The 26,000-nt window shown below is 50.4% G+C and carries 27 protein-coding genes and 1 other annotated feature; of the genes, 3 read left to right on the plus strand and 24 right to left on the minus strand.

Features of this window, described 5'->3' with window-relative positions; translation table 11 throughout:
* Nucleotides 1–134: 134 nt before the first annotated feature.
* From ypeB to PBA01S_RS00105, 5 genes are all read right to left on the minus strand, one after another.
* The gene (ypeB, locus tag PBA01S_RS00090; RefSeq protein ID WP_016311773.1) at nt 135–1,502 is read right to left on the minus strand and encodes a germination protein YpeB; all 1,368 of its coding nucleotides are present in this window, start codon (nt 1,500–1,502) and stop codon (nt 135–137) included.
* 296 nt (nt 1,503–1,798) lie between these two features.
* Entirely contained in the window at nt 1,799–1,951 is a 153-nt protein-coding gene (locus PBA01S_RS22640) for a hypothetical protein (RefSeq protein WP_164744058.1), read from the minus strand.
* A gap of 89 nt (nt 1,952–2,040) precedes the next feature.
* A complete protein-coding gene (gene prsW / locus PBA01S_RS00095) occupies nt 2,041–2,733 on the minus strand; it encodes a glutamic-type intramembrane protease PrsW (RefSeq protein ID WP_016311772.1) in 693 nt (230 codons plus the stop codon).
* A gap of 85 nt (nt 2,734–2,818) precedes the next feature.
* Nucleotides 2,819–3,439, minus strand: a complete 621-nt coding sequence (locus tag PBA01S_RS00100) for a genetic competence negative regulator (RefSeq protein WP_127575059.1) — start codon at nt 3,437–3,439, stop codon at nt 2,819–2,821.
* Between the two features lie 201 nt (nt 3,440–3,640).
* Nucleotides 3,641–4,036: a hypothetical protein gene (locus PBA01S_RS00105; RefSeq protein ID WP_255315256.1), complete on the minus strand. Its 396-nt coding sequence runs from the start codon at nt 4,034–4,036 to the stop codon at nt 3,641–3,643.
* A 171-nt stretch (nt 4,037–4,207) separates the two neighbouring features.
* Here PBA01S_RS00105 and PBA01S_RS00110 point away from each other — a divergent pair, with 171 nt between their 5' ends.
* Nucleotides 4,208–5,032 carry a polysaccharide deacetylase family protein gene (locus PBA01S_RS00110; RefSeq protein WP_127575060.1) on the plus strand — a complete coding sequence of 275 codons (825 nt, stop codon included), beginning with the start codon at nt 4,208–4,210 and terminating at the stop codon, nt 5,030–5,032.
* A 61-nt stretch (nt 5,033–5,093) separates the two neighbouring features.
* On the opposite strand, the gene PBA01S_RS00115 is transcribed toward PBA01S_RS00110, so the two are convergent.
* A complete protein-coding gene (locus tag PBA01S_RS00115; RefSeq protein ID WP_127575061.1) occupies nt 5,094–5,771 on the minus strand; it encodes a hypothetical protein in 678 nt (225 codons plus the stop codon).
* Nucleotides 5,768–6,361, minus strand: coding sequence for a CPBP family intramembrane glutamic endopeptidase (locus PBA01S_RS00120; RefSeq protein WP_127575062.1), 594 nt, complete (start codon nt 6,359–6,361; stop codon nt 5,768–5,770). The genes PBA01S_RS00115 and PBA01S_RS00120 overlap by 4 nt, the downstream gene beginning before the upstream one ends.
* Nucleotides 6,362–6,430: 69 nt before the next feature.
* Between PBA01S_RS00120 and PBA01S_RS00125 the strand changes: the two genes are divergently transcribed.
* Together PBA01S_RS00125 and serA are read left to right on the plus strand one after the other, a co-directional pair.
* Nucleotides 6,431–7,348 carry a hypothetical protein gene (locus PBA01S_RS00125; protein ID WP_127575063.1) on the plus strand — a complete coding sequence of 306 codons (918 nt, stop codon included), beginning with the start codon at nt 6,431–6,433 and terminating at the stop codon, nt 7,346–7,348.
* A 181-nt stretch (nt 7,349–7,529) separates the two neighbouring features.
* Nucleotides 7,530–7,757 (plus strand) — a binding site (T-box leader).
* A gap of 220 nt (nt 7,758–7,977) precedes the next feature.
* A complete protein-coding gene (gene serA, locus PBA01S_RS00130; protein ID WP_028538337.1) occupies nt 7,978–9,567 on the plus strand; it encodes a phosphoglycerate dehydrogenase in 1,590 nt (529 codons plus the stop codon).
* Nucleotides 9,568–9,695: 128 nt separating this feature from the next.
* Here serA and PBA01S_RS00135 read toward each other — a convergent pair whose 3' ends face one another.
* The 17 genes from PBA01S_RS00135 to ribD form a co-directional block, all read right to left on the minus strand.
* Nucleotides 9,696–11,135 (minus strand): ATP-binding protein, encoded by a 1,440-nt coding sequence (locus PBA01S_RS00135; RefSeq protein WP_028538338.1) that lies wholly within the window; start codon nt 11,133–11,135, stop codon nt 9,696–9,698.
* A complete protein-coding gene (locus PBA01S_RS00140) occupies nt 11,136–11,852 on the minus strand; it encodes a response regulator transcription factor (protein WP_009225848.1) in 717 nt (238 codons plus the stop codon).
* Between the two features lie 67 nt (nt 11,853–11,919).
* Nucleotides 11,920–13,185, minus strand: a complete 1,266-nt coding sequence (ccsA, locus tag PBA01S_RS00145; RefSeq protein WP_016311763.1) for a cytochrome c biogenesis protein CcsA — start codon at nt 13,183–13,185, stop codon at nt 11,920–11,922.
* Nucleotides 13,182–14,855, minus strand: a complete 1,674-nt coding sequence (gene resB / locus PBA01S_RS00150) for a cytochrome c biogenesis protein ResB (protein ID WP_085169675.1) — start codon at nt 14,853–14,855, stop codon at nt 13,182–13,184. Before resB ends, ccsA begins: the two co-directional genes overlap by 4 nt.
* Nucleotides 14,856–14,877: 22 nt before the next feature.
* Nucleotides 14,878–15,405 carry a peroxiredoxin family protein gene (locus PBA01S_RS00155; protein ID WP_016311761.1) on the minus strand — a complete coding sequence of 176 codons (528 nt, stop codon included), beginning with the start codon at nt 15,403–15,405 and terminating at the stop codon, nt 14,878–14,880.
* Nucleotides 15,406–15,827: 422 nt separating this feature from the next.
* Entirely contained in the window at nt 15,828–16,574 is a 747-nt protein-coding gene (locus tag PBA01S_RS00160; RefSeq protein ID WP_036624368.1) for a pseudouridine synthase, read from the minus strand.
* A gap of 136 nt (nt 16,575–16,710) precedes the next feature.
* Entirely contained in the window at nt 16,711–17,244 is a 534-nt protein-coding gene (locus tag PBA01S_RS00165) for a spore maturation protein (RefSeq protein ID WP_009225843.1), read from the minus strand.
* A gap of 6 nt (nt 17,245–17,250) precedes the next feature.
* Nucleotides 17,251–17,880, minus strand: a complete 630-nt coding sequence (locus PBA01S_RS00170) for a nucleoside recognition domain-containing protein (protein WP_127575064.1) — start codon at nt 17,878–17,880, stop codon at nt 17,251–17,253.
* Between the two features lie 50 nt (nt 17,881–17,930).
* Nucleotides 17,931–19,130: a D-alanyl-D-alanine carboxypeptidase family protein gene (locus PBA01S_RS00175; protein ID WP_085278508.1), complete on the minus strand. Its 1,200-nt coding sequence runs from the start codon at nt 19,128–19,130 to the stop codon at nt 17,931–17,933.
* A gap of 139 nt (nt 19,131–19,269) precedes the next feature.
* Nucleotides 19,270–19,761 carry a GerW family sporulation protein gene (ytfJ, locus tag PBA01S_RS00180; protein ID WP_127575065.1) on the minus strand — a complete coding sequence of 164 codons (492 nt, stop codon included), beginning with the start codon at nt 19,759–19,761 and terminating at the stop codon, nt 19,270–19,272.
* A complete protein-coding gene (locus tag PBA01S_RS00185) occupies nt 19,734–20,417 on the minus strand; it encodes a DUF2953 domain-containing protein (protein WP_085278507.1) in 684 nt (227 codons plus the stop codon). Before PBA01S_RS00185 ends, ytfJ begins: the two co-directional genes overlap by 28 nt.
* Before the next feature lie 362 nt (nt 20,418–20,779).
* A complete protein-coding gene (scpB, locus tag PBA01S_RS00190) occupies nt 20,780–21,448 on the minus strand; it encodes an SMC-Scp complex subunit ScpB (RefSeq protein WP_009225838.1) in 669 nt (222 codons plus the stop codon).
* Nucleotides 21,417–22,214 carry a segregation and condensation protein A gene (locus PBA01S_RS00195; RefSeq protein ID WP_016311754.1) on the minus strand — a complete coding sequence of 266 codons (798 nt, stop codon included), beginning with the start codon at nt 22,212–22,214 and terminating at the stop codon, nt 21,417–21,419. The genes scpB and PBA01S_RS00195 overlap by 32 nt, the downstream gene beginning before the upstream one ends.
* Before the next feature lie 118 nt (nt 22,215–22,332).
* A complete protein-coding gene (gene ribH / locus PBA01S_RS00200) occupies nt 22,333–22,800 on the minus strand; it encodes a 6,7-dimethyl-8-ribityllumazine synthase (RefSeq protein WP_009225836.1) in 468 nt (155 codons plus the stop codon).
* 62 nt (nt 22,801–22,862) lie between these two features.
* Complete coding sequence (locus PBA01S_RS00205) at nt 22,863–24,104, minus strand: bifunctional 3,4-dihydroxy-2-butanone-4-phosphate synthase/GTP cyclohydrolase II (protein ID WP_028538344.1); 1,242 nt, start codon at nt 24,102–24,104, stop codon at nt 22,863–22,865.
* 70 nt (nt 24,105–24,174) lie between these two features.
* Complete coding sequence (gene ribE / locus PBA01S_RS00210; protein WP_028538345.1) at nt 24,175–24,849, minus strand: riboflavin synthase; 675 nt, start codon at nt 24,847–24,849, stop codon at nt 24,175–24,177.
* The gene (gene ribD, locus PBA01S_RS00215) at nt 24,849–25,970 is read right to left on the minus strand and encodes a bifunctional diaminohydroxyphosphoribosylaminopyrimidine deaminase/5-amino-6-(5-phosphoribosylamino)uracil reductase RibD (RefSeq protein ID WP_028538346.1); all 1,122 of its coding nucleotides are present in this window, start codon (nt 25,968–25,970) and stop codon (nt 24,849–24,851) included. The genes ribE and ribD overlap by 1 nt, the downstream gene beginning before the upstream one ends.
* Nucleotides 25,971–26,000: the final 30 nt, after the last annotated feature.

The raw sequence follows: 26,000 nt of genomic DNA on the forward strand, positions 1-26,000 counted from the left end.
ATGTCATGGTTGTACTACTATGCTAATGATTATAGCACGGCGCGAGGCGGCTGGACTTAATTAATTCGTTAAAAAAAGCAAAAAGGAATCTTCCGGACAACCGGAACATTCCTTTGAAGCTGCTGCACAGAGCATCAAGAAGACTTCGTTTCTCCTTGATTGTTGCGGGTGCGAATCTCTTCGATGATCTCTTCATTGCCGTTCTCGGCATTGATGAAAATTTTGTACTGCGATCCGTTAATTGAACCGCCAAATTCGTAAGTTAGCACCTTCTCTGACTGCTCGTTCTCGATGAGCGCAAGACGATGATATTTCTCCTTATACTCCGGATTCAAAAATTTACGCGCTTGCTGCAAGGTCAGTTTCGGTTTTCCGACCTTTTCCCGGCTTTCACGTTCATACACGTAGTCACTGGCCTGCATCCCGGTCACTTGCCCGTTATCCAGGGCAACACGGATCGTAATTTTCTCCGGATAAATCAGCACATCGTCTTGCTTGCTGACGAACGTGAAGTTTCCTTCATTATCGAACTCATCATAAGAAACGGCCGCTAGCCCTGGATACCCTTTGTTTTCCAAAAATTCTTTAGCTCGCTGTTTTGCGGTACTTACGTCCACGGCTTTCGGTCCAATTGGGCGATGGTATACATAGGAGATTAGATGACCGCCATTACGGGTAAAATCAAGCGACCAAGACTCGTCACCTTTTTTATTCTTCAGGTTAGCCGTATAGGAAGCCCACTCCGTTCCTTTCCCGTTCTCTACGACTTGGATGTTCTCTTGGCTTTGTACGCCCGTAAACTTCGCAGCTTTACGTTTAATTTCCTCAACGGTGATCGGACGTCCGCCCAGCTTCTTCACCGAACGTTTATTGTACATGCTGGAGATGGACGGTCCCCAATCCAGCTCAGGGTATTCGCCAACCTTTTTATCTACGGTTTTGAAGCCATCGATGATCGTATTGTCCCTCGGTTCTTTCTCACTCGCCAGCGCCGTCTCGACGTCCATCCAGCGCAGGCGATTCGCGATAACCTTGTTCTGTACGCCTTGCAAGTCTTGGGCGATTTGCGCCGAACTTTTGTACAGTTCTTTTAGATTTTTCATCTCATTTTCGGTTAGAGGTTGTTTCGTCAAATCGCGAATCGCAGTCTGATACGAGAACTTCGCGATCCGAGATAGAAACTCTTCCGTCTTATTAAACGGGAGCAAGGTTAACGGAAGCTGGTTAATTTCGTTCTGCGCCTCGCTCGTGATGCGCCATACATTCACCAGCCCTTTACGTTGGGCACCGGTGGAGGCCGAGTTTACCGCCAAGGTGTTGCCCAATTCCGTATGCAGCTTGTCCACGTGATACGACAAATCATGGAACGCCCGCTGATATTGGTTTTCCGCCTTGATCAGAATCGAGTTTTTCTCCTGGTTCTCCTGATACCCCCACACCAGGGCGCCGATCAACAGCACAGCGGTCACCGGGAATAGAATCGCACTCAGTCGTTTGTACATTGGGCTTAGCTCTCTCCCTTCTTCAACTAGGTTGGGATTAGTGTGACAAGAAGGAAAGAACTTTATGCATTAGAATAAGGTAGTTCAAAAAGCTGTCTTCCGATCACGAAGCCTATGCTTTGGAGCCTATTCGACGTCGGATCTTGGATTCACCCGGGCTCTCCGCTGCTCACGTAGCCTCCGGCTACGCTCCGCTGCTCAAACCCACTAATTGAACCTCTATTTAGAACGGTAGTTCAAAAAGATATCTCCCATTCACGCCTAGTCGATGTCTGATTTTGAGTACAGCCGGTTCCTTACTGTATCGCTTCTTCTTCGATCTCAAAGTCATGCTGATTATTACATAGGCATTGCTTAAAGCCGGTTTCAATATGGTCGCGCTCTTTTTTGCCGCGTAACACAAACCGCTCGCCGCACGCTTTACAAGTAATTCGCACCTTGACGCGCACGAAAAAGGCACCCCTTTCTAACGATCCTGCAGCCTACCTTGGCGTAGACATGCGAATGTTAGAATCAGGATGCCCTAATCTAAAGCAAATTAATCTTGCCCCTTCGCCCCCGGCGTTAAACGGAACGGGGAACGGTTGTTGGCCCGATACATCTTCCCGAGCCCTCCATACCAGAGGAAAGCCATGAGGGGGACGATAAACCAAATCCAATACTGCGTCGTATTGTTAAGAATCCAATCGTATACCCCATGCCAGAACAGCGGGAAAGCTAACGAAAAAATCAGGAACTTTCGAGATTGCCCGCCGCTCGAGAATTTAGCCCGCCCCAGATAGTACCCCATCATCACGCCGAACATCGCATGGCCCGATACGGGGAGCAGAGCTCGAACGAGCATGGTGCCAATCGAAGCGTGACTCGCAAAAGCGTACAATACATTCTCAACCGTTGCGAATCCCAATGAAATGGCCGCCGCATATAATATTCCATCATACGGCTCATCAAATTCGGTATGGTTGTAAATCATATGAAACAATACGAACCACTTCAGCACTTCCTCCACACCGGCCGAAATGCCAAAAGCTGTAACCAGCGGTCCTTCACCCAGCCACATCGTTAACCCTCGCTGGATGATCAGGACCGGCAATACGATCAAGAAACCAAGCAAAAACACCTTGATGACCATATGCAGCGGTTCCGCATCATACTTGTCCTTGAGATAAAAATACGTAAGCAGTGCAATCCCGGGAGCAACCGCTGCGCTTAAAATCGAGAAAAAGAGCAACGGTTATCCCCCCTTATTGGCTGCTTCCGTTCTTTGTCTCTCTCTCTTCTGATTTGACATGGGTCTGCCTTCATACGAGACGTCATCAATCCTGGCGTTTGAAGTGGTTGCAAATCGTATCCACCGCATGATCAGCCATGATTAATTGCCCGTACTCCTCCAGCATCGCCGTCGTTACGGATGTCGCTTCGCCGAATTCAGCTAATACTGCGATCAGAGCAGGATGTTTGCCATCCTCAATTTCCTCCGGCTCCAGCTGAAGAACCCATTTCCCATTATATTTATACAGTCTGCCGGCTTCGTGAAGCATCGACTTCAGCACGTGTGCCGCTTCGATTACATTCTCGAAATCGTCAAAGGAATACAGAATCGTATCGCTTTGCTCCAGCGTAACTTCCATCTCATAAACTTCTTCCGGCAGTTCATCCTCATAAGGCGAGCCGATCCCATGATGATGGTGATCGTATTTGCCGCGCGTAACGATGACGACCATTCCTTGTGCAGGAAGGGCGAACACTTCCACAGCCAATGGCCCAGTGGCGTCAAAGCCCACTTCATTATAAGCCTGATCCATCATTTCAGTGAACAGGTCATGGACTTTGGGAATCTCCTGCCACATGTCCTCTTTCTGTATACCGCGTTCGCTTAAATCGTCAAACGTGAGGAAAATCCGTATCTTATCCTGGCCTAGTCTTTCTATCTTCATACAGGATCCTCCTCTCTCTATACGTTGTTATAAAACAGATTATGAAACCTGCTGTCAAGTGTGCTGAAAATGGTTCTTTGTATGTATGTTATCACTTATTTCATCTAAATGCACGCTTTAAAATAGAACAAAAAAGAATCATTTTCTGCTGCCCTGTCAAGGGGGCAGAAAATGACTCTTGGAATGGGGGTTTGAGCCGAATTACAACCCTGGAACCGGGGTTTTCGCCTCTTTGAGAATGTTCTCAACTTCACGGCGCACATCCGGATCGCCTTTAATGAAGTCGGTCAGCTGCTTCAGACTGTATTCCTTCGAATGATTCGAACCGGACGTTGATACCGTGCCGGAACTGGGATACACCTGGGCGTTGTCTGCCCCTTTAGCCTTTGTGACAGATGCAGACCCTGTATCCTCTGTTTTCAGCGCTCCTGAAATATCTTCGGTAGGGCTGTCGTTACGCTTCGAGGTCATCCCTGCAAACTTCAGGGCCGAGCCTGCACCGCTCATCACGGACATCAGGCTTTGCTTCCGTCGCGAAGCCCACATCGCGGCGAAGACACCAACCAATAAACCGCCTAAAAATGAGGAAGATTTCACGTAAAAAACCTCCTTGGTTATGTTAAAATCATCTGTAGTGTTCGCGGATTTCCTTGAACTCATGCGGCATAAATACAGGAAAGTGAGTTGACTTCTTTGCTCCACAAGAAACTCCTGCTCATCGCCGCCGCTTGTCTTATTCTTAGCTCATGCGGCCAAACTGATGCAACCATGACACCAACCACATCTAACCAAAACACCAACGCTTCTTCCGAAGTAACCGCACCGGATGACACCAACGATGGCACCAATGAATTCGGTCAGGTAGACCTACAGCCTGAGGACTCTTCACCTTCAGATGATGAGCCAACCTCAACCGAAACGGCTGCCCCTCCCCTGCAGTACCACATTAATAAGGCATATAACGTAGTGCCAAATGACGACACCGTGAACAAGAAGGTGGTTCTCCTGACGTTTGACGACGGACCGAAGGAGAAGGAAATGATTGATGGACTGATCGATACGTTGGATAAACACCAGGCCAAAGCGATCTTTTTCGTTAACGGATATCGGGTTAAAGCCCATCCCGAGCTGCTGCAGCTGATCCATGAGCGCGGGCAGATCATCGGCAACCACAGCTGGGATCACATCGATTTAAAGAAAGAGTCCGCTGCGAATATGCGTAAGCAAATTGAAGATGTGCAAAGTATCGTAAAGGAAACGATTGGCGAAGCCCCGCGTTTCTTCCGTCCTCCCTTCGGTTCAGGGAACGATACAACGCATCAAATCGCAGACGACAATGAGCTCATCTACATGACTTGGTCCAACGGATCTCTTGACTGGGACAGCAAAAACAAAAACAAGCCCGAGGCGGTCATCGCCAATGTGCTCGAACAGCTTCACGCTGGAAGCAATATCTTGATGCACGAGCTTCCTTGGACTGTTGAGGCACTGGATGAATTGCTCACCCAACTGGAACAGAAAGGGTACGGCTTCGTTGACCCTCGAACTATCGGACCGGCTCCTGAACCTGCGGATGCCGAATCATCAAAATAATTTTGAATCCAAAAAAAACCGTCAGGAGATTTCCTGACGGTTTTAATGTTGCAACCTGTTTTTATAATCCATGGCTTTTTCCCCACGGCGAATCGCTTAAGCCCCACCATAACAGATAAATCAAAATAATAACAAAAGCATAAAGAAGCGAATTATAAAACCACCGGGTCATTTTAACACGTTGTGACGGATATAACTCCTTGCGCGTAGGCAGCTTAGCCAAATCGGGTTCTTCTTCCAGCATGGTTGATTCCCCAAAATGGTCGAGTTCACTCCGAGGTGGAGAACCCTTCGTTGAATGGGATGGTCGCTGAACTGGCTCTTTAAGTTTCGCCAATGCTGCAACCGCCGCAGACTCAAACTTATTATCATCCGCCGCAACCGTCTTGGGAGATGTCGGCTCCGTTGCCGCTGGCAGCGTCTTCGTCCCTTGCCGAACCGGCTCCTCCGATTTACGCGGAATCAGCAGCCGAACCATCGTCTCATCGCCAATGACCGGCTTCTTCTTAACAGGTGTTGCGTAACGCTCCTCATCCGCGATCAGGGGAAACGGCTCCACCTTTAAGCTGCTCGGGGATCGGACAGCGGCATACGTCGGTTCGGCATTCACCGCCGCAGGTTCCTGCTTGAGTTCAGCCGCCGCCATCCCGGAGGCCAGATTCCGCGATTGTATGGAAGCACTTTGCTTCGTTCGATTTTGCTGACCATATCGGTCCAATCGGCTTAAATGCTCGTTCATGACTCCCTCCGAAATTTAATCACCAGGCCTGATACGAGATCGATCAAAAAGTGACATAAGATCGGCGCCCAAAGCGTTCCCGTTTGAACATAAATAAATCCGAGGCCGTAGCTGCTTGCAAACACCCATGCCGTCGGAATCCAATGCCGAAGATACCGGACATGGATCGCTGCAAACAGGATGCTCGTCCAATACGGACCCAGCCCATACTGGATTGCCCCACGGAACAATAGCTCCTCGCAGACGGCAACAACCACCGATATCACGACGATATGCCAAATCGGTCGATGACGGAAGAGCAGGGAATTAATGCCCCCATCATCCATACTTTCTTCCGAGATGAACCGGGACAAGAGCATATCCGCCCCGAACATCACCGCAGCAAATCCTGCTCCCCAGTACACAAATTCGACACTATTCGGAAATTGGAACAGGTGAAATGGGTTTCTTTTCTGAAATAACAAGATCACAAGACCGATAAGTAATGTAAGCCCTTGCGTGAGATATAAATTAATGAGCAACAATCGATCGTTTAACTGACCGGGGTCGACTTTTTGTATTTTTACATCGCGCAATTTGAACTTTTTCATAGTTTTTGTCAAACCCTGTCCTTTATAATATTTTAACGCATTCAAACCAATATAGTAAGGAGCATAAGTATGATTCGGAAAAATAACACCAAATTTGAGATGCTGTTCTCGCTCGGATTTCTCGCCTTGCTGATTACTGCGTTTGGGACGTTCTTTCTTGGACTTAATCTTGGCATCGACAAGACGGAAGCCAAATACGCGAATCTCAAAGCGATCACGATTCGAGAGGAAAACGAAACCTCCTACCAGCAACAGGATTTGGTCACATTCTACTATGTGGTTTTTCAGCCGTATCAGCAATTTAAAGAAAATTACCTCACTCTGATCGAAGACATCACCCACAGTTCCAAGCCGGTATCATCGGATAAGCTGAAAGATATCCGAGATAAAGCTAAGGCCAGCTATGAGCAAATTGCTGTACATTCTATTGCCGACTCCTCCCCGTTGCTCAAGGAGGCCCAAACGGACTATTTAAAGAGCCTAAAGCTGTTTGAGGAAAGCATGGACCAGATCAAATCTAAGGCAGGAAACAAGAAAGGCATGGAGCTTGCCAAAATCGTCAATCAAGATGAGTTCACGGTGAACGCCAAAAAGTACGGGCTGCAGGCGCAAAAGAAATATTATGCCTCGATGCTGAAATGGACCGCTAAAACCAAAAACGGCGTTTCTGCTGACTATACATACAAAGAGAACATCGGAACTAAAGAATGGTCCGGTTATACGCTTGCGGTAAAAAACAAAGCCGTCACCGATATGATGGTGAACGAGCAGCTTTATGTATCCTATTTGCCGCAGGACTTCACGGCCAAGATTGATCAGTTAATCAGCAGCGGAAAAGCTGAGGCGCTTCAATTGAACTCCATCGGCTCTATTGTTAAGGTTTTAATTGAAACGGATGCCGTGAAGAGCAAAGAATTTGTAAAATGGAAGTCAACGTACTACGCCTCCGAATCGTTGCCGGAGTTGCCGTTCTTTGCGGAGTACTAGGCCCTTTCGCTGTCCGCCGTTAAGAGACGCTTTTCGACATTAGTAAAATCATAACCAAAATTTTAGACGGATTCAAGTTTGGGCAAAATCCGAACGACAAACACCTAACTTTGTAAAAATGTTCAGGTTAGTGTTGACACTTTGCCAAGGCCCGTGTTACATTATGAAAAATTACATCTCATGAAACACTTTGAAGGAAAGAAGCCTTCGGAAAGCTTCCAGAGAGTCGGTGGTGCTGCAAACCGGCAGCGGAACGAATGGCTTTAGCGCTCCTGAGTCGCTGCGTCGAAATGAAAGTAGGCGTAGCCGGTGAACCCGTTATCGTTCTTGTCAGCAATGACAACTGAGGCTGCTTTCTGCGAAGGGGCAGCGAATTAGGGTGGTACCACGAATAACTCTCGTCCCTTACTACGGAAGTAGTGTGCGGATTGAGAGTTTTTGATTTATTTAGCGACGCCAACTGCCTCCCAGGCGTCCTTGGTACCTTAGTTCTTTGGTGCGGTAATCGGACACAGCGTCAATGAAGAAACTCAACTTAACCACATCAGCTTATGCTTCCGAAGATAGCCACACTTGCTGTCTTTCAAGGAGGCCTTGCTATATAAAACTTTTAGGAGGGTCAAATCAACATGTTTAAAGTTTTAGTATCGGATCCGATCAGCGACTTGGGGATTCAGCAGCTGATGGATGCAGCCGACGTTGAGGTCGATAAGAAGCCAGGTCTCAGCGAAGATGAATTGGTGCAGATTATTCCGCAATATGACGGTCTCCTGGTCCGCAGCCAAACGAAAGTCACCGAGAAAATCATGGAAGCCGGAACCCGCTTGAAAGTTATCGGCCGTGCTGGGGTTGGGGTCGACAACATCGATCTGGAAGCGGCGACGAAACGCGGAATTATTGTCATTAATGCTCCGGACGGCAATACGATTACGACTTGTGAACATGCCTTTGCCATGATGATGGCGCTGGCCCGTCATATTCCGCAAGCCTATGCGAAGACGATCAAAGGCGAATGGGATCGCAAATTCCTTGGCGTCGAGCTGCGCAACAAAACGCTGGGCGTGTTGGGCATGGGCCGGATCGGCAGCGAGGTTGCGAAGCGCGCCAAAGCATTTGGCATGGACATTCTCGGCTATGACCCTTTCCTTACTGAAGATCGGGCGGAGAAGCTGGGCGTGAAGCTAGCGACGGTAGACGAAATCATCCGGAATGCGGATTTCATTACTGTGCATACACCGCTCACACCAGAGACGAAGCATATGATTGCCCGTCCGCAATTTGAAGTGATGAAGAAAGGTATGCGCATCATCAACTGCGCCCGCGGCGGTATCATTGATGAATTGGCGCTGGTGGAAGCCATTGATCAAGGCATCGTAGCTGGGGCTGCCTTCGACGTATTTGAGAAAGAGCCGCCGGAAGCGGATCATCCGTTCCTTCATCATCCGAAGATCATCGTGACGCCGCACCTTGGCGCTTCTACCGTAGAAGCTCAAGAGAACGTGGCCATCGACGTGTCCGAGCAAGTGCTTCATATCCTGCGCAACGAACCGTTTAAAAATGCGGTGAATATGCCGCCGGTTGCAGCCAGCGTCATGAACAAGCTGCAGCCTTACTTCGGGCTCGGTGAGAAAATTGGGGTCTTCCTGTCCCAGCTGAACAATCAGGCTGTCAAAGAAATCCATGTGGATTATGCTGGTGACCTGGCGGAAGTGGATACGCAGCCGCTGACTCGCTACATTATCAAAGGCGTGCTGTCCCGTCATTTCGGCAACGACGTGAATATCGTTAACTCGATGCACCTCGCGAAGGTCCGTGACATTAACGTCGTGGTTTCGCAAGCCTCGGCTACCAAGGGCTTCACCAATCTGATTTCCGTGACCCTCAAGGCTCAGGACGGAACGGAGCGCCGGGTCGCTGGTACACTGCTGAACGGTTACGGTGCACGGATTGTCCAAATCGACAAGTTCCCGGTTGACGTCGCGCCAGAAGGCCACCTCATCTTCATCTCGCACAACGACAAACCAGGGATCATCGGGCATGTGGGTACCTTGCTTGGGAAGAACGAGGTGAACATCGCCTCCATGCAGGTTGGACGTAAACTGGTTGGCGGTGAAGCGATCATGGTACTGACTGTGGATAAAACCGTGACGAAGGAAGTTCTGGACGATTTGACGAAGCTTCCGGAAATCAATAAAGCCCAGCATATCATTTTCGCGTAACGCCTCGAAACACGAGATCACGAATATTCATTCCGCCGTCAAATCAATCATTGTTCCACGATGAACAAGATTTATCTGCGGCATTCAACAAAAAAACATCCTTCTTCGCGAAGGATGTTTTTTTGTGATTACGTAGATTGTCCCGATTCGACAGGAAGCAAGAAGTGAAATACGGTGCCCTTGCCAATTTCACTATCGGCCCAAATGGAACCTTGATGAGCTGCGATGATATTTTTGACGATCGAAAGACCTAATCCCGTCCCGCCATTCTCACCGCGAACCCGTGCTTTGTCGGCTTTGTAGAAGCGGTCGAAGATATACCGTAAATCTTCGCTCGGAATGCCTACACCGGTATCCGATACGGCGACGTGAAGCTGCTTGCCCATTTCGCCGGTTTCCATGGAAGCCTTGACCGTCACCTTCCCTCCTTCCGGCGTATGCCGGAAAGCATTGTCCAGCAAATTGGTCAGCACCTGTTCTAAACGGTCTTCATCGGCTTGCAGCTGCAGCTCCCCGTCTTCCAGCTCCAACACAAGCTCAACCCCGTTATCCTTGGCTCGGACCTGAAATTTGCGGTCCACCCTCTCTGCCAACTCACGAAAGTCGACCCTGCGCATAACCATATCCGTATGACCTGCCTCCATCCGAGCCAGGTCTAACAAATCACGAACGAGCCGTCCCATCCGCAGGGACTCGTCATAAATAACTTGGGCGAGCTCCGCGCTCTCTTCCGGCGAAGAAGCCATGCCGTCAAGCAGCGCTTCACTGTACCCTTGCATCATCGAGAGCGGGGTCCGAATTTCATGAGACACGTTCGCCACGAAATCGCGGCGCATCTTCTCCAAGTTCACTTCTTCGGTTACATCCCGAAGTACGGCAACGGCTCCGCGAACCTCACCGTCTGAGGACAGCGGCGCCATATGTACGGACCATACCCCTTTCATAACGTGGACGTTCATCTTCTGGTCGCTCTCTTGATCAAGCAAACGACGGAATAACGGAAAGAGCGGCTTCGGTACCATCTGTTTTTCGTTAGCAGAGGCAGGTATATCTTCCTCGCTCTCCTCTGTCAGATCTCCCCAAAGCTGTAATAACCGATCACCCGGCGGGTTGGTCAAAATGACAGCACCCTCGCGGTCCAATGTAATTACCGCATCATTCATGCTTCTAAGCACGCTGGAAAGATGTTCCTTCTCGTGCTTTAAGCTGCGGATCGTATTTTCCAGTTCTTCCGCCATATGGTTAAACGTGATGGCAAGCTCACCGATTTCATCACTCGTGCGCAGAGACAGACGCGTGTCGTATTTGCCTTTGCGCACCGAATCCGCAGCCCGAATCAGCTGCTGCATCGGCTGTGTAATCTTCGTGAACAGAAACAAAGCAAAAAACGTTGTGAGCGAAAATCCGATCATTGCGACGATCACAAATAACCGTTTGACCGCTCCGGAGTTTGTAAAGTTCGTATCGATGTATGGCAGCAGGAACAGTCCCATTAACATCAGGACGCAAGCTACCAAGCAAATAATCGTAATCCACAGCTTACCAACGAGCGTTCTCCAGAAGTTCACTTACTTTGGAACCTCCAGCTTGTATCCGACGCCCCATACGGTCGTGATCATCGCAGCGGACTCCGGCGACACCTTGTTCAACTTCTCCCGAAGCCGTTTCACATGGGTATCCACCGTACGCAAATCACCGAAAAACTCGTAGTTCCATACATCCTTCAGTAACTCTTCCCGGGAAAACACCTTATCCGGCGAAACAGCCAGATAATGCAGCAGTTCATACTCCTTGGGAGTCAAACTGACCTCCTGCCCGTTAGCAGTTACCCGATGGGCATCATGTTCAATCACGAGATGAGGGAACACAATATTGTTGCTAGTTCCGCTTTCCTTCGTCAAATAAGCCGTAGCGGAAGCACGGCGCATGATCGCTTTGACCCGATAGATGACCTCGCGTGGGCTGAACGGCTTCACGACGTAATCGTCCGCTCCAACTTCAAAGCCCTGTACACGGTTAATTTCCTCTCCCTTGGCCGTCAGCATCAGTACCGGTGTTGCTTTAACTTGTCTCAATCGATTACAGACCTCGACGCCGTCAATCCCCGGAAGCATGACGTCGAGCAAGATCAAACCATAGTCGTTGGAAGTCGCCAACTTCAGGGCAGTCTCCCCATCCTCGGCTTCATCGATTTCGTAGCCTTCTTTTTCCAAGTACATCTTTAGCAGCCGGCGAATCCGCTCCTCGTCATCGACTACCAGAATGCGGTTTGCTTGATCTGACATTTTAACAACAACCCCTTCATCATCTTACCCAATCAGTTGAGCAGTCCATATGGTATTATTGCCTGAGTTAATCGGTACCCGCGTAAGAGTGCAGCCCCGCTATGATCAGATTTACCCCAACCAGCGTAAACATCACCACAAGAAATCCAAGTACAGCCAGCCACGAAGACTTGCGTCCCTGGAAGCCGCGCGATAAGCGCAAGTGGAGGTAAGCACTGTAAAATAGCCAGGTAATCAGCGCCCATACTTCCTTCGGATCCCAACCCCAGAATCTGCCCCAAGCCTGCTGCGCCCAGATCATGGCAAATATGAGCGCCCCCAGCGTAAAGATGGGAAATCCGATCGCAATTGCCCGGTAACTGATCTCATCCAAATCATCTGGGTCGATGCCCCGTACTGCAGGAGATAACGCGGTGCCAAGCGGCTTACGCAAGATTAACCGGAGCAGCAAATAAAGCACGATACCTGTTAGTATTGCCCAAATTATTGTATTCAGTTTACGGCCGGCCGTTTCCCCTCTCATCCAGGAAGGTGCATCAAACAAAGGCTTCTTCATCCCGAGGAACGGCTGAATGTGCTCCGGCTCACTTTGATGCGGACCAACGATCGGTGGCAGATTATAAACTTCTTTATCTTCTATTGTACTATTCTGCTCCACTTGGGTGTCAATCGTTGTCTGATTTTGTACGAACACAGCTTCATATCCGGCTGCCCGGAAGGCAAAGACGGAAACAATGAAGCCCAATACTATAATAATAGAAAAAAGCGTAAATTCAACCCACCATTTTTGACGGCGGCCTGCCTTGTCCGTCGCCTTAAAATCAACGGCCCGCAGCAGGTACATCAACCCGGCCACAAAACCAACGGCGAAGAACGCCTCGCCGGTAGCCGCCAGCGTCACGTGGATATAAAGCCAAATGGAACGCAGCGATGGAATCAACGGCTGAACGTCCCGCGGGAATACCGCAGCGTACGCCATAATAATAATCGCCAGCGGGAGGGCGAACATTCCCAGTAATATTTTGCGATAAATGATAAAAACGATGGTGAAAGCCACCATAATCATCATAGACAAGAACGTCATAAATTCGTACATGTTGCTGACGGGTACATGTCCGCTGTACGCCCAGCGGGTTCCGCAATAGACAAAATGCGAGAGCAACCCAAGCGAGGAAACGGCAAATGAAATGCGTCCCCATTTTTTCTCATGGCGCTTCGGGTCGCGATTGCGCCACGTCTTGCCGGTTACAGCCACCACATAAAAAATAAAAGCCGCACAATAAAGCAAAAAGGCCGTCATAAATGCGACTCTGCTGATTTCCAAAAAGTTCATGGATGTTTCCCCCTATTTTCCAATGACTTCTCATCCGCTTCAACCCCCATCGATTGGAGGAATGCGGAAACTTCGCGGCGCATGCCAAACCAATTCTTGGTCGTATGTCCGCCCAGCGTCAGCTGGCGGCCATCAACACGCAGCCAGATGCGGCGATGCTGCCAGTAAAATCCAATGACCAGTCCAAGCATCACGATCCCAAGGCCCACCCAAACGAACGGCATCGCCCGGTCGACCCGGATGTTCAAATAACTGGACGCTTCGATAAAGTCGACGTCTTCCATCCCAAGGACGTCCAGCCGCAGCTTCGATTGCACGCCTCCAAGCTGCTCGTTAATCGCATCTTGCTGGAACCGCTCCTTGTCAATCTGTTTAGGGAAATAAATGTACTGTGCGCCATCCTCCGGAAGATCCGGTCCTTTGATCAAAAATAAAAAGGCAGGCGCGTTCGGCTCGCCGGAAATGGATACCGGCTTTCCCTCGTCGTTCAGGGAAAAATCCATATACTTATTTTGCAGCGTTAACCGGTAAGGGCCTACTTTATACTCACGCTCTGGATTTCTCATGTCCAATTTGAACTTGCCGTAGGATTCTCCGGTCTTGACATCTACTAAAGCGGGCTGCACCGATCTAAGCTTCGGGGTGAGATCAAAATCAAATTGATACGCTTGTAGTCCTTTGTAACTGAGCGGATCGTTCACCCGAATAGCATGTCGCTTGACTTCGCGAAGCTGCGGCTCTTTGGAAGGATCGTCGCAATCCGCTGTACATTCATACAGCACGGCTTGGGTTTCAAACAGCTTAGGTACGACCTTCCCTCTCGCTTTAAAATCCTCGGACATTTCGTCCTCGCTGTAATATTCAACCGAAAACTTCTCGTTTTTCAAATAAAGGTTCGTATCGGGAATATGCGTAATTTCGCCTTCAGGGAACCAGTAATGTTTGTCCAGATGCAGCCCCGGCAATCCGCGGAACAGTACCGCCAAGAGAAAAACGATCAGCCCGATATGAATAATGTAAGGGCCCCAGCGGCTAAACCGCTGTTTCTCTGCCAGCAAGGCGCTGCCATCTGTATAAACCCGGTAATACTTCTTCCGCAGCGGTTGAACGGCACGTTGCACCCATTCCTCGCCATCTTCATTGATTTCCCCTTGATACACGATTTTCTGACGGGTGAGGAAAGCCAGATGCTTGCGCACTTTCTGTTTTGAAAGCGCTTTGTAAAGCGGAAGCACCCGATCCAGACTGCAGATGACAAGCGAAGCACCGATCATCACCAGCAGCAGAATAAACCACCAGGACTCATACGTATGGGACAAACCCAGTCGGTAATAGATCTCGCCGATCGTTCCATACTTGTTCTTGTAATAGGTTGAAGGGTCAAAATTAATGAAGTTGCTCTCCTGCTCGAAGATCGTCCCTAACATCGCACCAATCAAGGTGATGATGATCAAATAAATCGCGACCTTGACGGAGGAGAAGAAGTTCCAGACCCGATCAATAAAATTGGGATTGGCCCGCTGCGAGCGCCGAGCAACCCCGTCATAACGCATCTCCAAAAGCCCGCCTTGCTGCTGATCCTCCTCAAGCAGCGGTTTGCCGCAGGCTTCGCACAATACGGTCCCCACCCGGTTCTGGTGGCCGCATTCACATTTTGTGTTTTCAATCACCGATTATGTCCTCCTCTCGACGTCAAAGCCCCACCAGCTGCCTGATTTGGTCATCCAACGTATCCAAATTCAGCTCGCCTTGATGAATGGAGGTAATTTTGCCGTTCTTGCCGATAAAGAACGTCGTTGGCATCGGCACGATGCCGTAATCGCGCGTTGTCGTATTGTTGGAATCATATAAAATGGGAAAATCCACACCTGTCTGCTTGACGAAATTTTGTACGGTCATCTCGTCTTCGCCCGTGTTGATGCCTAGAACGACGACGCCTTGATCGCGCCATTTTTCCCATTGGGCTTGTAATGCAGGCATTTCTTTGACGCAATAGGTGCACCAGGTAGCCCAAAAGTTTAAGACCACCGATTTGCCCTTATAGTCGTCTAACGTATGTACCTGTCCATCCAAACCGAGCAGTTTAAACGCCGGAGGATTCCCGCCTTGCTTAGGTTTATCGGCCTCACCGCCGGACACTGCAGTCCCGATCGCATATCCGCCCAGGATGACGATCAACAGCAAGATGACGATTTGGATCGGCCGTCTCGCCTTCCCCATAGTTAACTTCCTTTCTATGAAAATTGTCATGAAGTGTTGAACAATTCGTGAACACTCTATGAACATTATAACGAAAATTGCCGCAGTTTCAGCCCGGGGAAATATGAATATTATGTGACGCGCAAGAAATGAGGGGGATATCTTCGGATGGATAATCTCAAATTGAACTAAGGAGCTCATGGGTTGGGGCGACGTGTGAAATGTTCTTACGATCGCTGCTGCTCGCGGATTTCATTGATATCCTAAACTCATACTAAGGGTGAAATCCGCTCACAAAGGCGACCACTGCCGTTTCTCCAGAATCATTTCACACTATGCCATTTTCCACTCTTATGAAGGTCAACGGATACTGATCGTTCCTTAAAATCTACAGTTGCTTCATCTTCAAATTCACCGCTTCTTTACCACGATTCACCACATTTCTAGCGCTTAGGAGTGTGGGGAGTAGTAGTGCGAGCGAGTTTGTAGAGGCTGTCGACTTCTTCTTTGGTTAAATGGCGGTACAGACCGCGTTTGAGGTTGCCCAGAACCAAATCACCAAAAGAAATTCGCTTGAGCCGTGTCACCGGGTGCGAAATTGCATCAAACATGCGGCGCACTTGACGGTTTCGGCCCTCATGAATCGTGATCGAGATGGTTGCGTACTTCTCCTCCGGGTCAATGTCATAGTACTCGACCTCGGCTGGTGCCGTCATCCCATCCTCCAGCATCACACCTTGCTTCAGCTTGTCCAGCGCTGTACCATGCGGTACCCCTTTGACCGTTGCCAGATACGTCTTCGGTACATGATGCTTTGGATGCGTCAGCAAATGCGCAAATTCTCCGTCATTGGTCAGCAGCAGTAGACCTTCCGTATCGTAGTCGAGCCGGCCTACTGGATAAACCCGCTCCTTGATTCCTTTTAAGTAATCGGTGACGATTTTCCGGCCTTGGGGATCGGAAGCGCTCGTGATGACGCCTTTCGGTTTATTGAACATCAGGTACAGCTTCTTCTCCGCGCCGATTGGCTTGCCCTCAACGGTAATCACGTCCACGGACGGATCAGCTTTCGTGCCCAGCGTCGTAACGGTCTCACCATTGACTTGAACCTTGCCGCTTAGAATTAATTCCTCGCATTTACGGCGCGATGCCACACCGGCAGCGGCCAAAATTTTCTGTAATCTTTCCATATTTGCATTAGTCACCTCATACACATGATACCCACCTCATGGAAAAATCACAATAGCAGCCCCCATAAACCGCAAAAACCGCCCCATCAGCGAAGTGCTGCAGGCGGTTCAACGATCATAAAAGGTATGTAGTTATTTAACCGAATAAGAGCAAGCAAACGACGATCGCAGCGATAAAGCCAACGACATCCGAAAATAATCCAACCTTTAAGGCATAACGGCCGTTCCGGATCCCCACGGCCCCGAAATACACCGTCAAAACGTAGAGCGTTGTATCGGTACTTCCTTGAATAGTGGAAGCGATCCGGCCGATCATCGAATCTGGACCATAGGTTTTGATCAGGTCAGTTGTAAAGGCCAATGAGCCCGTTCCGGTCAAAGGCCGAAGAAACCCAAGCGGCAGCACTTCCGGCGGAACATGAAGCCAGGATAGAAAGGGCGTCATCCAACCAACAAAGAAATCGAGCGCTCCGGAAGCGCGGAACACGCTGATCGCCACCATCATACCAACCAGATGCGGGATGATCCCTATGGCGGTTGAGAACCCATCCTTCGCTCCGTCGACAAACGACTCATAGACCGGTACTTTTTTGAAATAAGCATAAAGCGGAATAAAGGCAATCATCACCGGTACGGCCCAAGCCGAAATAAGATTCACCCAATCGAGCAAAATGCCTCACCCTTTCAGCGAAATATCGGGTGGCGCCGAGATCTGCGGTGGTGTACGATACGTGTTCCGTCTGCGATACCAGCGATCAGCGACGATAGCCGCCCCTGTGGCGATGGCTGTCGCAAGTAGCGTCGACCCCACGATTTCTGCCGGATTCGCAGAATGGAAGTTGATGCGGATCGCAATCAACGTGGTGGGAATCAACGTAATGCTGGCAGTGTTCAGGGCCAGCAAGGTACACATGGCCGGGGAGGCCGTTTGTTTGTCTGGGTTCAGCTCCTGCAACGCCTGCATGGCGCGGATTCCCATCGGCGTAGCTGCGTTCCCAAGGCCAAGTAAATTCGCGCTCATGTTCGATAAAATATACCCCATCGCCGGATGGTTCTTCGGCACGTCGGGGAACAAATAAGCAACAATCGGTCCAAGCAGCTTGGAGATCGTCTTCACCAGGCCAGAATCCTCCGCCAGTCGCATGATCCCAAGCCAAAACACCAACACGCTGATTAATCCAAAGCATACGGTTACGCCGGTCGCAGCCCCGTCAAACGCCGCTTGCGTCACCGTACCGATATCCCCCTTAATGGCTGCAAAGAGAAACCCAATCAAAATTAGTGCAAGCCAAATTTTGTTGACCATTCGTTCTTCCCCTCCTTTGCCCAGTCCTGCCTATCTCCCTTAACTCCACGTCAAATGTCAAACAGTAAGGTTTGCAGCACCTTCTTTAACGCCGCAGACCAATCAGAAGGCCATTGAATCACCTGATGTTCCGAGGCGGATCCATAGACTCCGCCGACATTCGGCTCATTCCCGTTGCCCATGATGGCGGGATTGTAGCTGGCCTTATCGTACACCGGCACCGTGCCGATTTCTTCTCCATTTAATCGAACGCTGATTCGTCCGCGATAACCAAACGAGCCTGTTCGCACCTCTGCTAACTTCAGCCTTCTCTCAACTTGACCGACTTCCTCCGGGGCCAGCGCATATTTGAAATCCGCCCCGGTCACCAGACCGTTTTCAATCGCTTGCCCTTTGCCGATCAACGTCGTCAGAGGAAAGTTCGCAAAACCGTAATCCAGCAGCTTGCGGTGATCATTCCAATCATCTCCGTCGTTTAATGTGACGACGGCGATTTGCTGTCCATTGCGGGTCGCGGAGCTCACCAGACAACGTCTAGCCGTCTTCGTATAGCCGGTTTTCACGCCGTCTGCCCCGTCGTAGAAACGCAGCATCTTGTTCTTGTTTAACCACTTATAATCCCACGGATCATTGGGGTTTGGCGCGGTTTTGCTGGGTGTTCGAACGATCTCCTTAAAGTGCGGATTTTTCAATGCATAGCTTGTCAGCTTGGCCAAATCGTTGGCTGAAGAATAATGCCCTTCGGCATCTAAACCATGCGGATTTTGAAAATGGGTATGCGTTAATCCGAGAAGCTTGGCCTTCTCATTCATCAAATAAACAAAGCCTTCTTCCGAGCCGCCCACATGCTCCGCAATCGCGGTCGCGGCATCATTGCCTGAACGGAGCATCAGCCCGTATAGCATATTTTCCAGACTCATCTCTTCCCCTAAATGGAGATAGAGGGATGAGCCCTCCTTCCCGTATGCGTTCTTTCCAACCTTAACCATATCCGACAGATTGCCGTGCTCGATCGCGACGATGGCGGTCATGATCTTGGTCAAACTGGCGATGGGCAGCTCGTCATCTCCGTGCAAGCTGTACAGCAGGCGACCCGAGGTCACGTCAATGACCGCAGCGGCCTGAGCATGGATCGAGGGCGCATCGGGAGCAGCTTGTACAGCCTGCGGATTCAACCAGGCGAACAGCAAAACCGCGGCCAATAAGCAGCAAAAGGTGCGTAATCTGCGGTCATGTGAATCTTTCTTCATAAGTTGATTCCTCCGGTAACAGGTACTATAGCAGGTACTTGTTTACTTATATGCAATTTTGCAAGAGAGTATGTCCCACCTGAAATCAAGAAAAAGACCCCTCCCGGCAGCCCGGAAAGGATCAACGGTCAAAAGGCAGTTATGCAAAAGGATTGATGCCGGTTCGGACGGCCGATTCCTGCATCTGGGCAGCTTGTGCTGTTGCCATCGCTGCATTCGCAGTTGCATTCTGGTTCGGGAACATGGACTGGATTCGGTCGATAATACCAGGTACGGTATCGATGATTTTTTCGACAAGATGTGTTTGGTTATCCAGCGGCACAATGTGTACGCCCGGCTTCCCTACGACGAGGAACGCGATCGGATTAATCGACACCCCGCCGCCGCTACCGCCGCCAAACGGGCGGACAGTGCCGTTCTCAGAAGAGCCTGTAGTCGATTTATTGTGTTCATCATCAACAATAAAATCGCTCCCCCCGGCAGCAAAACCGAAGCCCACGCGGCTGATTGGCAAAATCACGCTGCCGTCCGGCGTTTCGACCGGCTCACCCACGATCGTGTTGACATCAACCATTTCCTTGATGTTTTCCATAGCGGTTTGCATTAGCCCTTTAATAGGATGGTCAGCCATTTCTTAACTCCTCCCTTCACTTTTAGCACGCGAACTATAAGTACCAGTCCAGCATAGATAGCATAACCGCAGCGAATTTGCGCTATGCAGCGCAATTCCGTGGAAAATAACGGCTTGCTGCCGAATACAGGAACGACAAACAATTTAGGTCTCTGCTTCAAAGAAATATAACGAGTAAGCCAGCCAACAATCGTCGCTTTAACTCCCCATAGTGCCCCCGTTAACGTCGCGGTATGGGCCGCATCCTCTAACGCGATGTTCGTTGACCATTCCAGCTTGCGGAAGGAGACGCGGCGAAGTGTGGATTGAAGCCAGACCCGTAGCCCGCTGGTCGCTTGAAGCAAACGTTCGAACTGATCCATCCATTGCTCGACCTTGTCTTTGTTCACCTCGTGGTCGACGCTGGTGGATTCCTTTTGCAGCACGTTCTCTGGCTGATTTTTCTCGATCTGCACACCGTCACGCCAATTTTTAATCCGGATCGTAGGTACCTGGTAACGTAAGCGAACAAAGCCATAGAGCATCGTAACTTCCAGCAACACCATGTCATCCCGATTTTTCTTGCGCAGGGTCAAATTGAACGTAATGGTAGACAGCAAAATCAAGGCAGCTATTAGCAGCAGCAGGATCAGGATGCCTCCGAGCCAAATCCACACGGGAAAGCCCTCCATACCTATCAGATAAAATACTCCATCGTAGTATGGCTATTCCAAAAGGAAATCATTCGATACGTTTCACGTTTTAAGCAAAGTGCTCGACAACGAACTGTTTGGCCGGTTATCGGCAATTGCGATGACTTAATTGAGCGAAAAAATTACCCGAGCACACTTGGCCGGGTGATGGGGGTTATGTAAGCGGCAATGCGGTGGGAGGCTTTTTAGAGAGATTGGTGATGAGCAGGTGGGGTCATGGATTGCCATATGGTTTGTAAAATGGACGGACACTGCAACACTGGTGATTACATCGCGAAGTCAGGCGAGGCTGGCGCCTCGCTCAACCGCCTACCAGGCAAATGTCCTCATAAATTCCCTGGTTCCATATCATCGGGATTTTCCCCCGGTGACTCCTCCTCCTTTGCAACAAAATCCTGATTTACATCATCAAACGTCAGCTGTTGTTCCTCTAAGCGCTGGAACAGGAGCTGCGTCTCCTCCTCCAGCTCCTCGGCACTTTCGAAATCGGCCAAGTCCGGCAAATCCTTTAGGCTGGCCAGTCCAAAATAGTCCAGAAACGCTTTGGTGGTCCCGTACAAAATCGGACGCCCGATCGCTTCAGCGCGGCCCACTTCTTCAATTAAATCCTTGTTGACCAGGGAATGAATCGCCCGCTCGGATTTCACCCCCCGGATTTCCTCAATCTCCACCCGAGTAATCGGTTGACGATAAGCGATAATCGATAACGTTTCAAGCGCAGCCTGGGATAAGGTCGAACGCGAAGGCGAATAAGCCAGCCGTTCGAAATAAGGGGCATGCTCCGGAAGCGTCGCCAACTGGTAGTTGCCGGCGATTTGCACGATTTGCAGTCCTCTGCCGGCTCGCTCGAAGGACGATTTCATATCCAGCAAGGCATCGGACACCACCTCTTGCCGCTGCTCCGTCACTTCAGCCAGCTGTTTGAGGCTTAAGCCTTCCTCACCTGCCAAGAAGAGCAACCCCTCAATAATCGATTTCAATTCCTGAAAATTCATCGATACTTCCTTCCCCTCTCCACTCCATAACAATATCGTCGAAAAGCCGGTTCTGATAGCAGACGATTTGCTTCATCTTCATCAGTTCCAACACGGCCAAAAACGTGACGACGATTTCGTGCCGACTCATCTCCGTATGCAGCAGCTTGGAAAAGAGCAACCTGCCGCCTTTCCCCACATGCTCGAACGCGGACACGACTTCCTTCAGCCGGTCCTTAACGGAAATTTCGTCGCGGTGAATCCGCGCCACCGTGTTGCGCTTGGCTGCCCGACGCATCGCCTTCTGGAAGACGGCAATCAAATCAGCAGCATGCAGCCCTTTCACAGGGTTCTCCTGCACCTCCGGCATAAACGGCGTCAGATCCTCCGGTTCTTTCGAGAAAATCAAGCTGCGCTCCCATTCGCGTTCATGCAAATGCGCAGCGATCCCTTTATATTTACGGTATTCGATCAGCTTGCGGATGAGCTCGTCCCGAGGATCCTCTTCCTCCTCAAACAAGTAATCGAAATCATCGTCCATTTCGATGACGGGTGGTTTCGGCAGCAGCTGCTTACTCTTGATCGACAGCAGCGTCGCAGCCATGACCAGAAACTCGCTGGTGACCTCCAGCTCAAGCTCCTGCATGTCTTGCAAATATTCGAGGTACTGATCGGTAATCTCACTGATGGAGATTTGATGGATATCAATCTCGGCTTTATCGATCAGGTGCAATAGCAAATCCAGCGGCCCCTCGAAGGTTTCCAGCTTATACGTTACTGTCGTCAATGAACATCCTCCACCCGTAAGCAAACATGTATGTACATAAGTTTACCTTAAAAATCGGTTGTTGCAAAAGAAAAATGTAGTACCCCTTCGGCTCAGGGGTACTACATTAAGATAAGCATTATTGCAGCTGTTTCGTCAAGTTCGCCATTTCGATAGCTGCCAGTGCGGCATCCCAGCCTTTATTTCCGGCTTTCGTTCCGGCACGTTCGATCGCCTGCTCGATATTTTCGGTCGTTACGACGCCAAAGATCGTAGGCACGCCGGTTTTAAGGCCAACGGCAGCAACGCCTTTGGAAACCTCGTTGCAGACATAATCATAATGAGTGGTGGAACCGCGGATGACCGTACCCAGCGTAATGACTGCATCGTATTTGCCGCTCTCCGCCAGCTTCTGTGCCGCAAACGGGATTTCAAATGCCCCCGGTACCCAGGCGACATAAATTTCTTCCTCTTTGGCTCCATGCCGTTTCAATGCATCCAAGGCGCCGGAAAGCAGCTTGCTTGTAATAAATTCATTAAAGCGGCTGACCACGATCGCATATTTTAACCCGTCCGATACTAAATGCCCTTCAAATACGTTTGCCATGATTCATCAAACCTTTCTATTAGTAGAGTTAGATCATTGCTAAGAGGGAGTTTGCTTCGCCTTTAAACGCGAGTGGAGGATTCATCCTGCTCCACATCGTCAAATTTGAGCAAATGCCCTAATTTCGCTTGTTTGGTATGCAAGTACTTGGTGTTATCCTCGTTCTCTTTCATTTGGATAGGTACCCGTTCGACAACCTCCAGGCCATAGCCCTCCAAGCCTTTGATTTTACGTGGATTGTTGGTCATCAAGCGAATTTTGCGGACACCCAGATCCTTGAGAATCTGCGCCCCAATTCCGTAATCGCGCAGGTCTGCCGGAAATCCAAGCTTCAGGTTGGCGTCCACCGTATCAAAGCCTTGTTCCTGCAGTTTGTAGGCTTTCAGCTTGTTAATCAAGCCGATGCCGCGCCCCTCCTGTCGCATATATAGCAGCACGCCTCTGCCAGCTTCCTCAATCTGGCGCAAAGCGGCTTCAAACTGCGGACCGCAATCGCAGCGGTGAGAGTGGAACACGTCCCCTGTCAAGCACTCAGAGTGCACCCGCACCAGCACCGGCTCATCGCCGTTGATTTCTCCTTTGACAAGCGCAACGTGTTCTTTATTATCCACATCATTTGTATAAGCGACAGCGCGGAACTCGCCGTAATCCGTTGGCATGCGAACTTCCACTTCGCGATTCACCAATTTCTCTTTCTCATTGCGGTAATGGATCAGGTCTTTGACGCTGATCAGCTTGAGATCATAAGTTTTGGCGATCTCCACCAAATCCGGCAGCCGGGCCATCGTCCCGTCTTCCTTAATAACCTCGCAAATGACGCCAGCAGGATAGGCCCCGCACATCCGGGCCAGATCAACCGCGGCTTCCGTATGTCCAGCGCGGCGCAGCACGCCGCCTTTCTTGGCGATTAGCGGGAACATATGTCCTGGACGGCGGAAGTCCGACGGCTTGGCATTGGGATCCATGATCGCCTTTACCGTTAACGACCGCTCATATGCCGAGATCCCCGTCGTTGTATCTTTATGGTCAATGGAGACGGTGAACGCCGTCCCGTGATTATCCGTATTTTGCGCCACCATCGGCTGCAAATCCAACTCTTCTGCCCGTTCCGCTGTAATCGGCAGGCAGACCAGTCCGCGGCCTTGCGTGATCATGAAGTTAATCACTTCGGGCGTCGCCTTTTCCGCAAGTGCCACGAAATCTCCTTCATTCTCCCGGTCTTCGTCGTCGACGACAATAACGACCTTCCCGCGCATTAGTTCGTAAATTGCTTCCTCGACCCGGTCTAATACAATGTCACTCATCACATTCCCCTCCTTAAAATAAATGTTGATCGTCCGATGTAACGGAACTTAGAGACGTTATTTCGTAGGTTCACACGAATCCGTTCGCAGCCAGAAACGGGAGATTAATTCCCGACTCGCCGCCGCTCGCTTCATCCGTATCTTGGCCGCCTCTGCCGTACTTGAGGAGATGATCCACGTATTTTCCCAGCACATCGCATTCGAGATTCACTGTATCTCCTGCCCGCTTAAAGGCGAGCACCGTCTCGGCTAACGTATGCGGGATGATAGATACCGTAAACGTCCCGCCTTCCGCTTCGACCACCGTTAAGCTGATGCCATCCACGGCGATGGAGCCTTTAGGAATAATGTATTTGAATAAGGAAGGCTTGCTTGGTCGAATTTCAAACACAACCGCATTCTGATCCTGACTCGTACCAACAATCGTGCCGACGCCGTCGACATGACCCTGTACGATATGTCCACCGAAGCGTCCATTCGCCGCCATGGCCCGCTCCAAATTCACACGGCTGCCGGGTTTCAAGTCCTTCAGATTGGTGTTGCGGAACGTCTGCGGCATCACGTCAACCGAGAAGGAGGAAGCATCAAACGACGTGGCGGTCAAGCAGACGCCGTTCACTGAGATGCTGTCACCCAGCTTAATGCCTTCGGTAACTACCTTTGCCGCAATGTTCAGAATCATGGCTTCCCCTTTGCGGCTGATCGATTTCATAGTGCCGATTTCTTCCACAAGTCCTGTAAACATTAGTGATCTCCCTCCTTCACCTGCACCCAGACCGGTACTCCTCTGATGCACACATTATCCCCGATTTGTTCGACTTCCATGTCGCGCAAGGTCACCGCATCCCGCATGAGATCATATCCGGCGAAGTTAAAACTTGCAGGGGCATCCACGCCTCCAATCAGCTTAGGGGCTAGGAAAAGTACGATCTCATCCACCAGTTGTTGTTCCAGCAGCGAACCGTTAAGTCGTCCGCCACCTTCAACGAGGATAGAAGATATCCCGCGTTGACCGATTTGAACAAGCGCATTCCGCAGATCAACCTGCGGGCCGCTGCCGCAGCGGAGAACTTCCGCCCCAAGGCGAGTGAGGCGTTCAACCTTGTCCGGATCGGCCTGTTCCGTCGTCACAATCCAAGTGGGAGATTGCCCGTCCCGCAGGACTTGGGCCGTCTCAGGAATGCGGAGCGTTGAATCCGCAATGATGCGAATGGGCGACAGCCCCGGAACGGATAATCGGGTAGTCAACTGCGGATCATCCGCCAGGATCGTCGAAACGCCCACCATTATGGCTTGGTGTTGATGGCGCATCGAGTGGACGATTTCTCTCGCTTTCTCATTGGAAATCCACTTGCTGTCCCCTGTCCGGCTTGCAAGCTTCCCATCCAGCGTGCTGGCGGATTTGATCGTCACATAAGGCATGCCTCTCGTGATGAACTTAATAAAGCGGCGATTCAGCTTCAAAGCTCGTTCACGCAACACACCCACTTCAACTTCAATTCCGGCAGCACGCAGCATTTCAATGCCTTTGCCGGCAACCAGCGGATTCGGATCTTCACAGGCAACTACGACGCGCCGCACCTTCTCCTGAATCAATCGCTTGGCACAAGGCGGGGTCAGTCCGTGATGGCTGCAAGGCTCTAAGGTGACATATACGGTGCTCCCTTCTGCTTGGGAATCGGCCATGTTCAAGGCATGTACCTCGGCATGCGGAGTCCCCCGCTTCAAGTGCGTGCCCAGCCCAACCAAGGCCCCATCCTTCACGACAACGGCACCAACGACTGGATTGGTCCCGGTTTGTCCTTGTGCGCGCTCCGCCATATCTAACGCCAGCGCCATGTAATATTCGTCGTCAATCACCTTCATCCGCGGTCCTCCTTACGCCAATCCGTGAAG

Origin of the sequence: Paenibacillus barengoltzii NBRC 101215, from assembly GCF_004000745.1 — a bacterium.
Classification (GTDB): domain Bacteria; phylum Bacillota; class Bacilli; order Paenibacillales; family Paenibacillaceae; genus Fontibacillus; species Fontibacillus barengoltzii.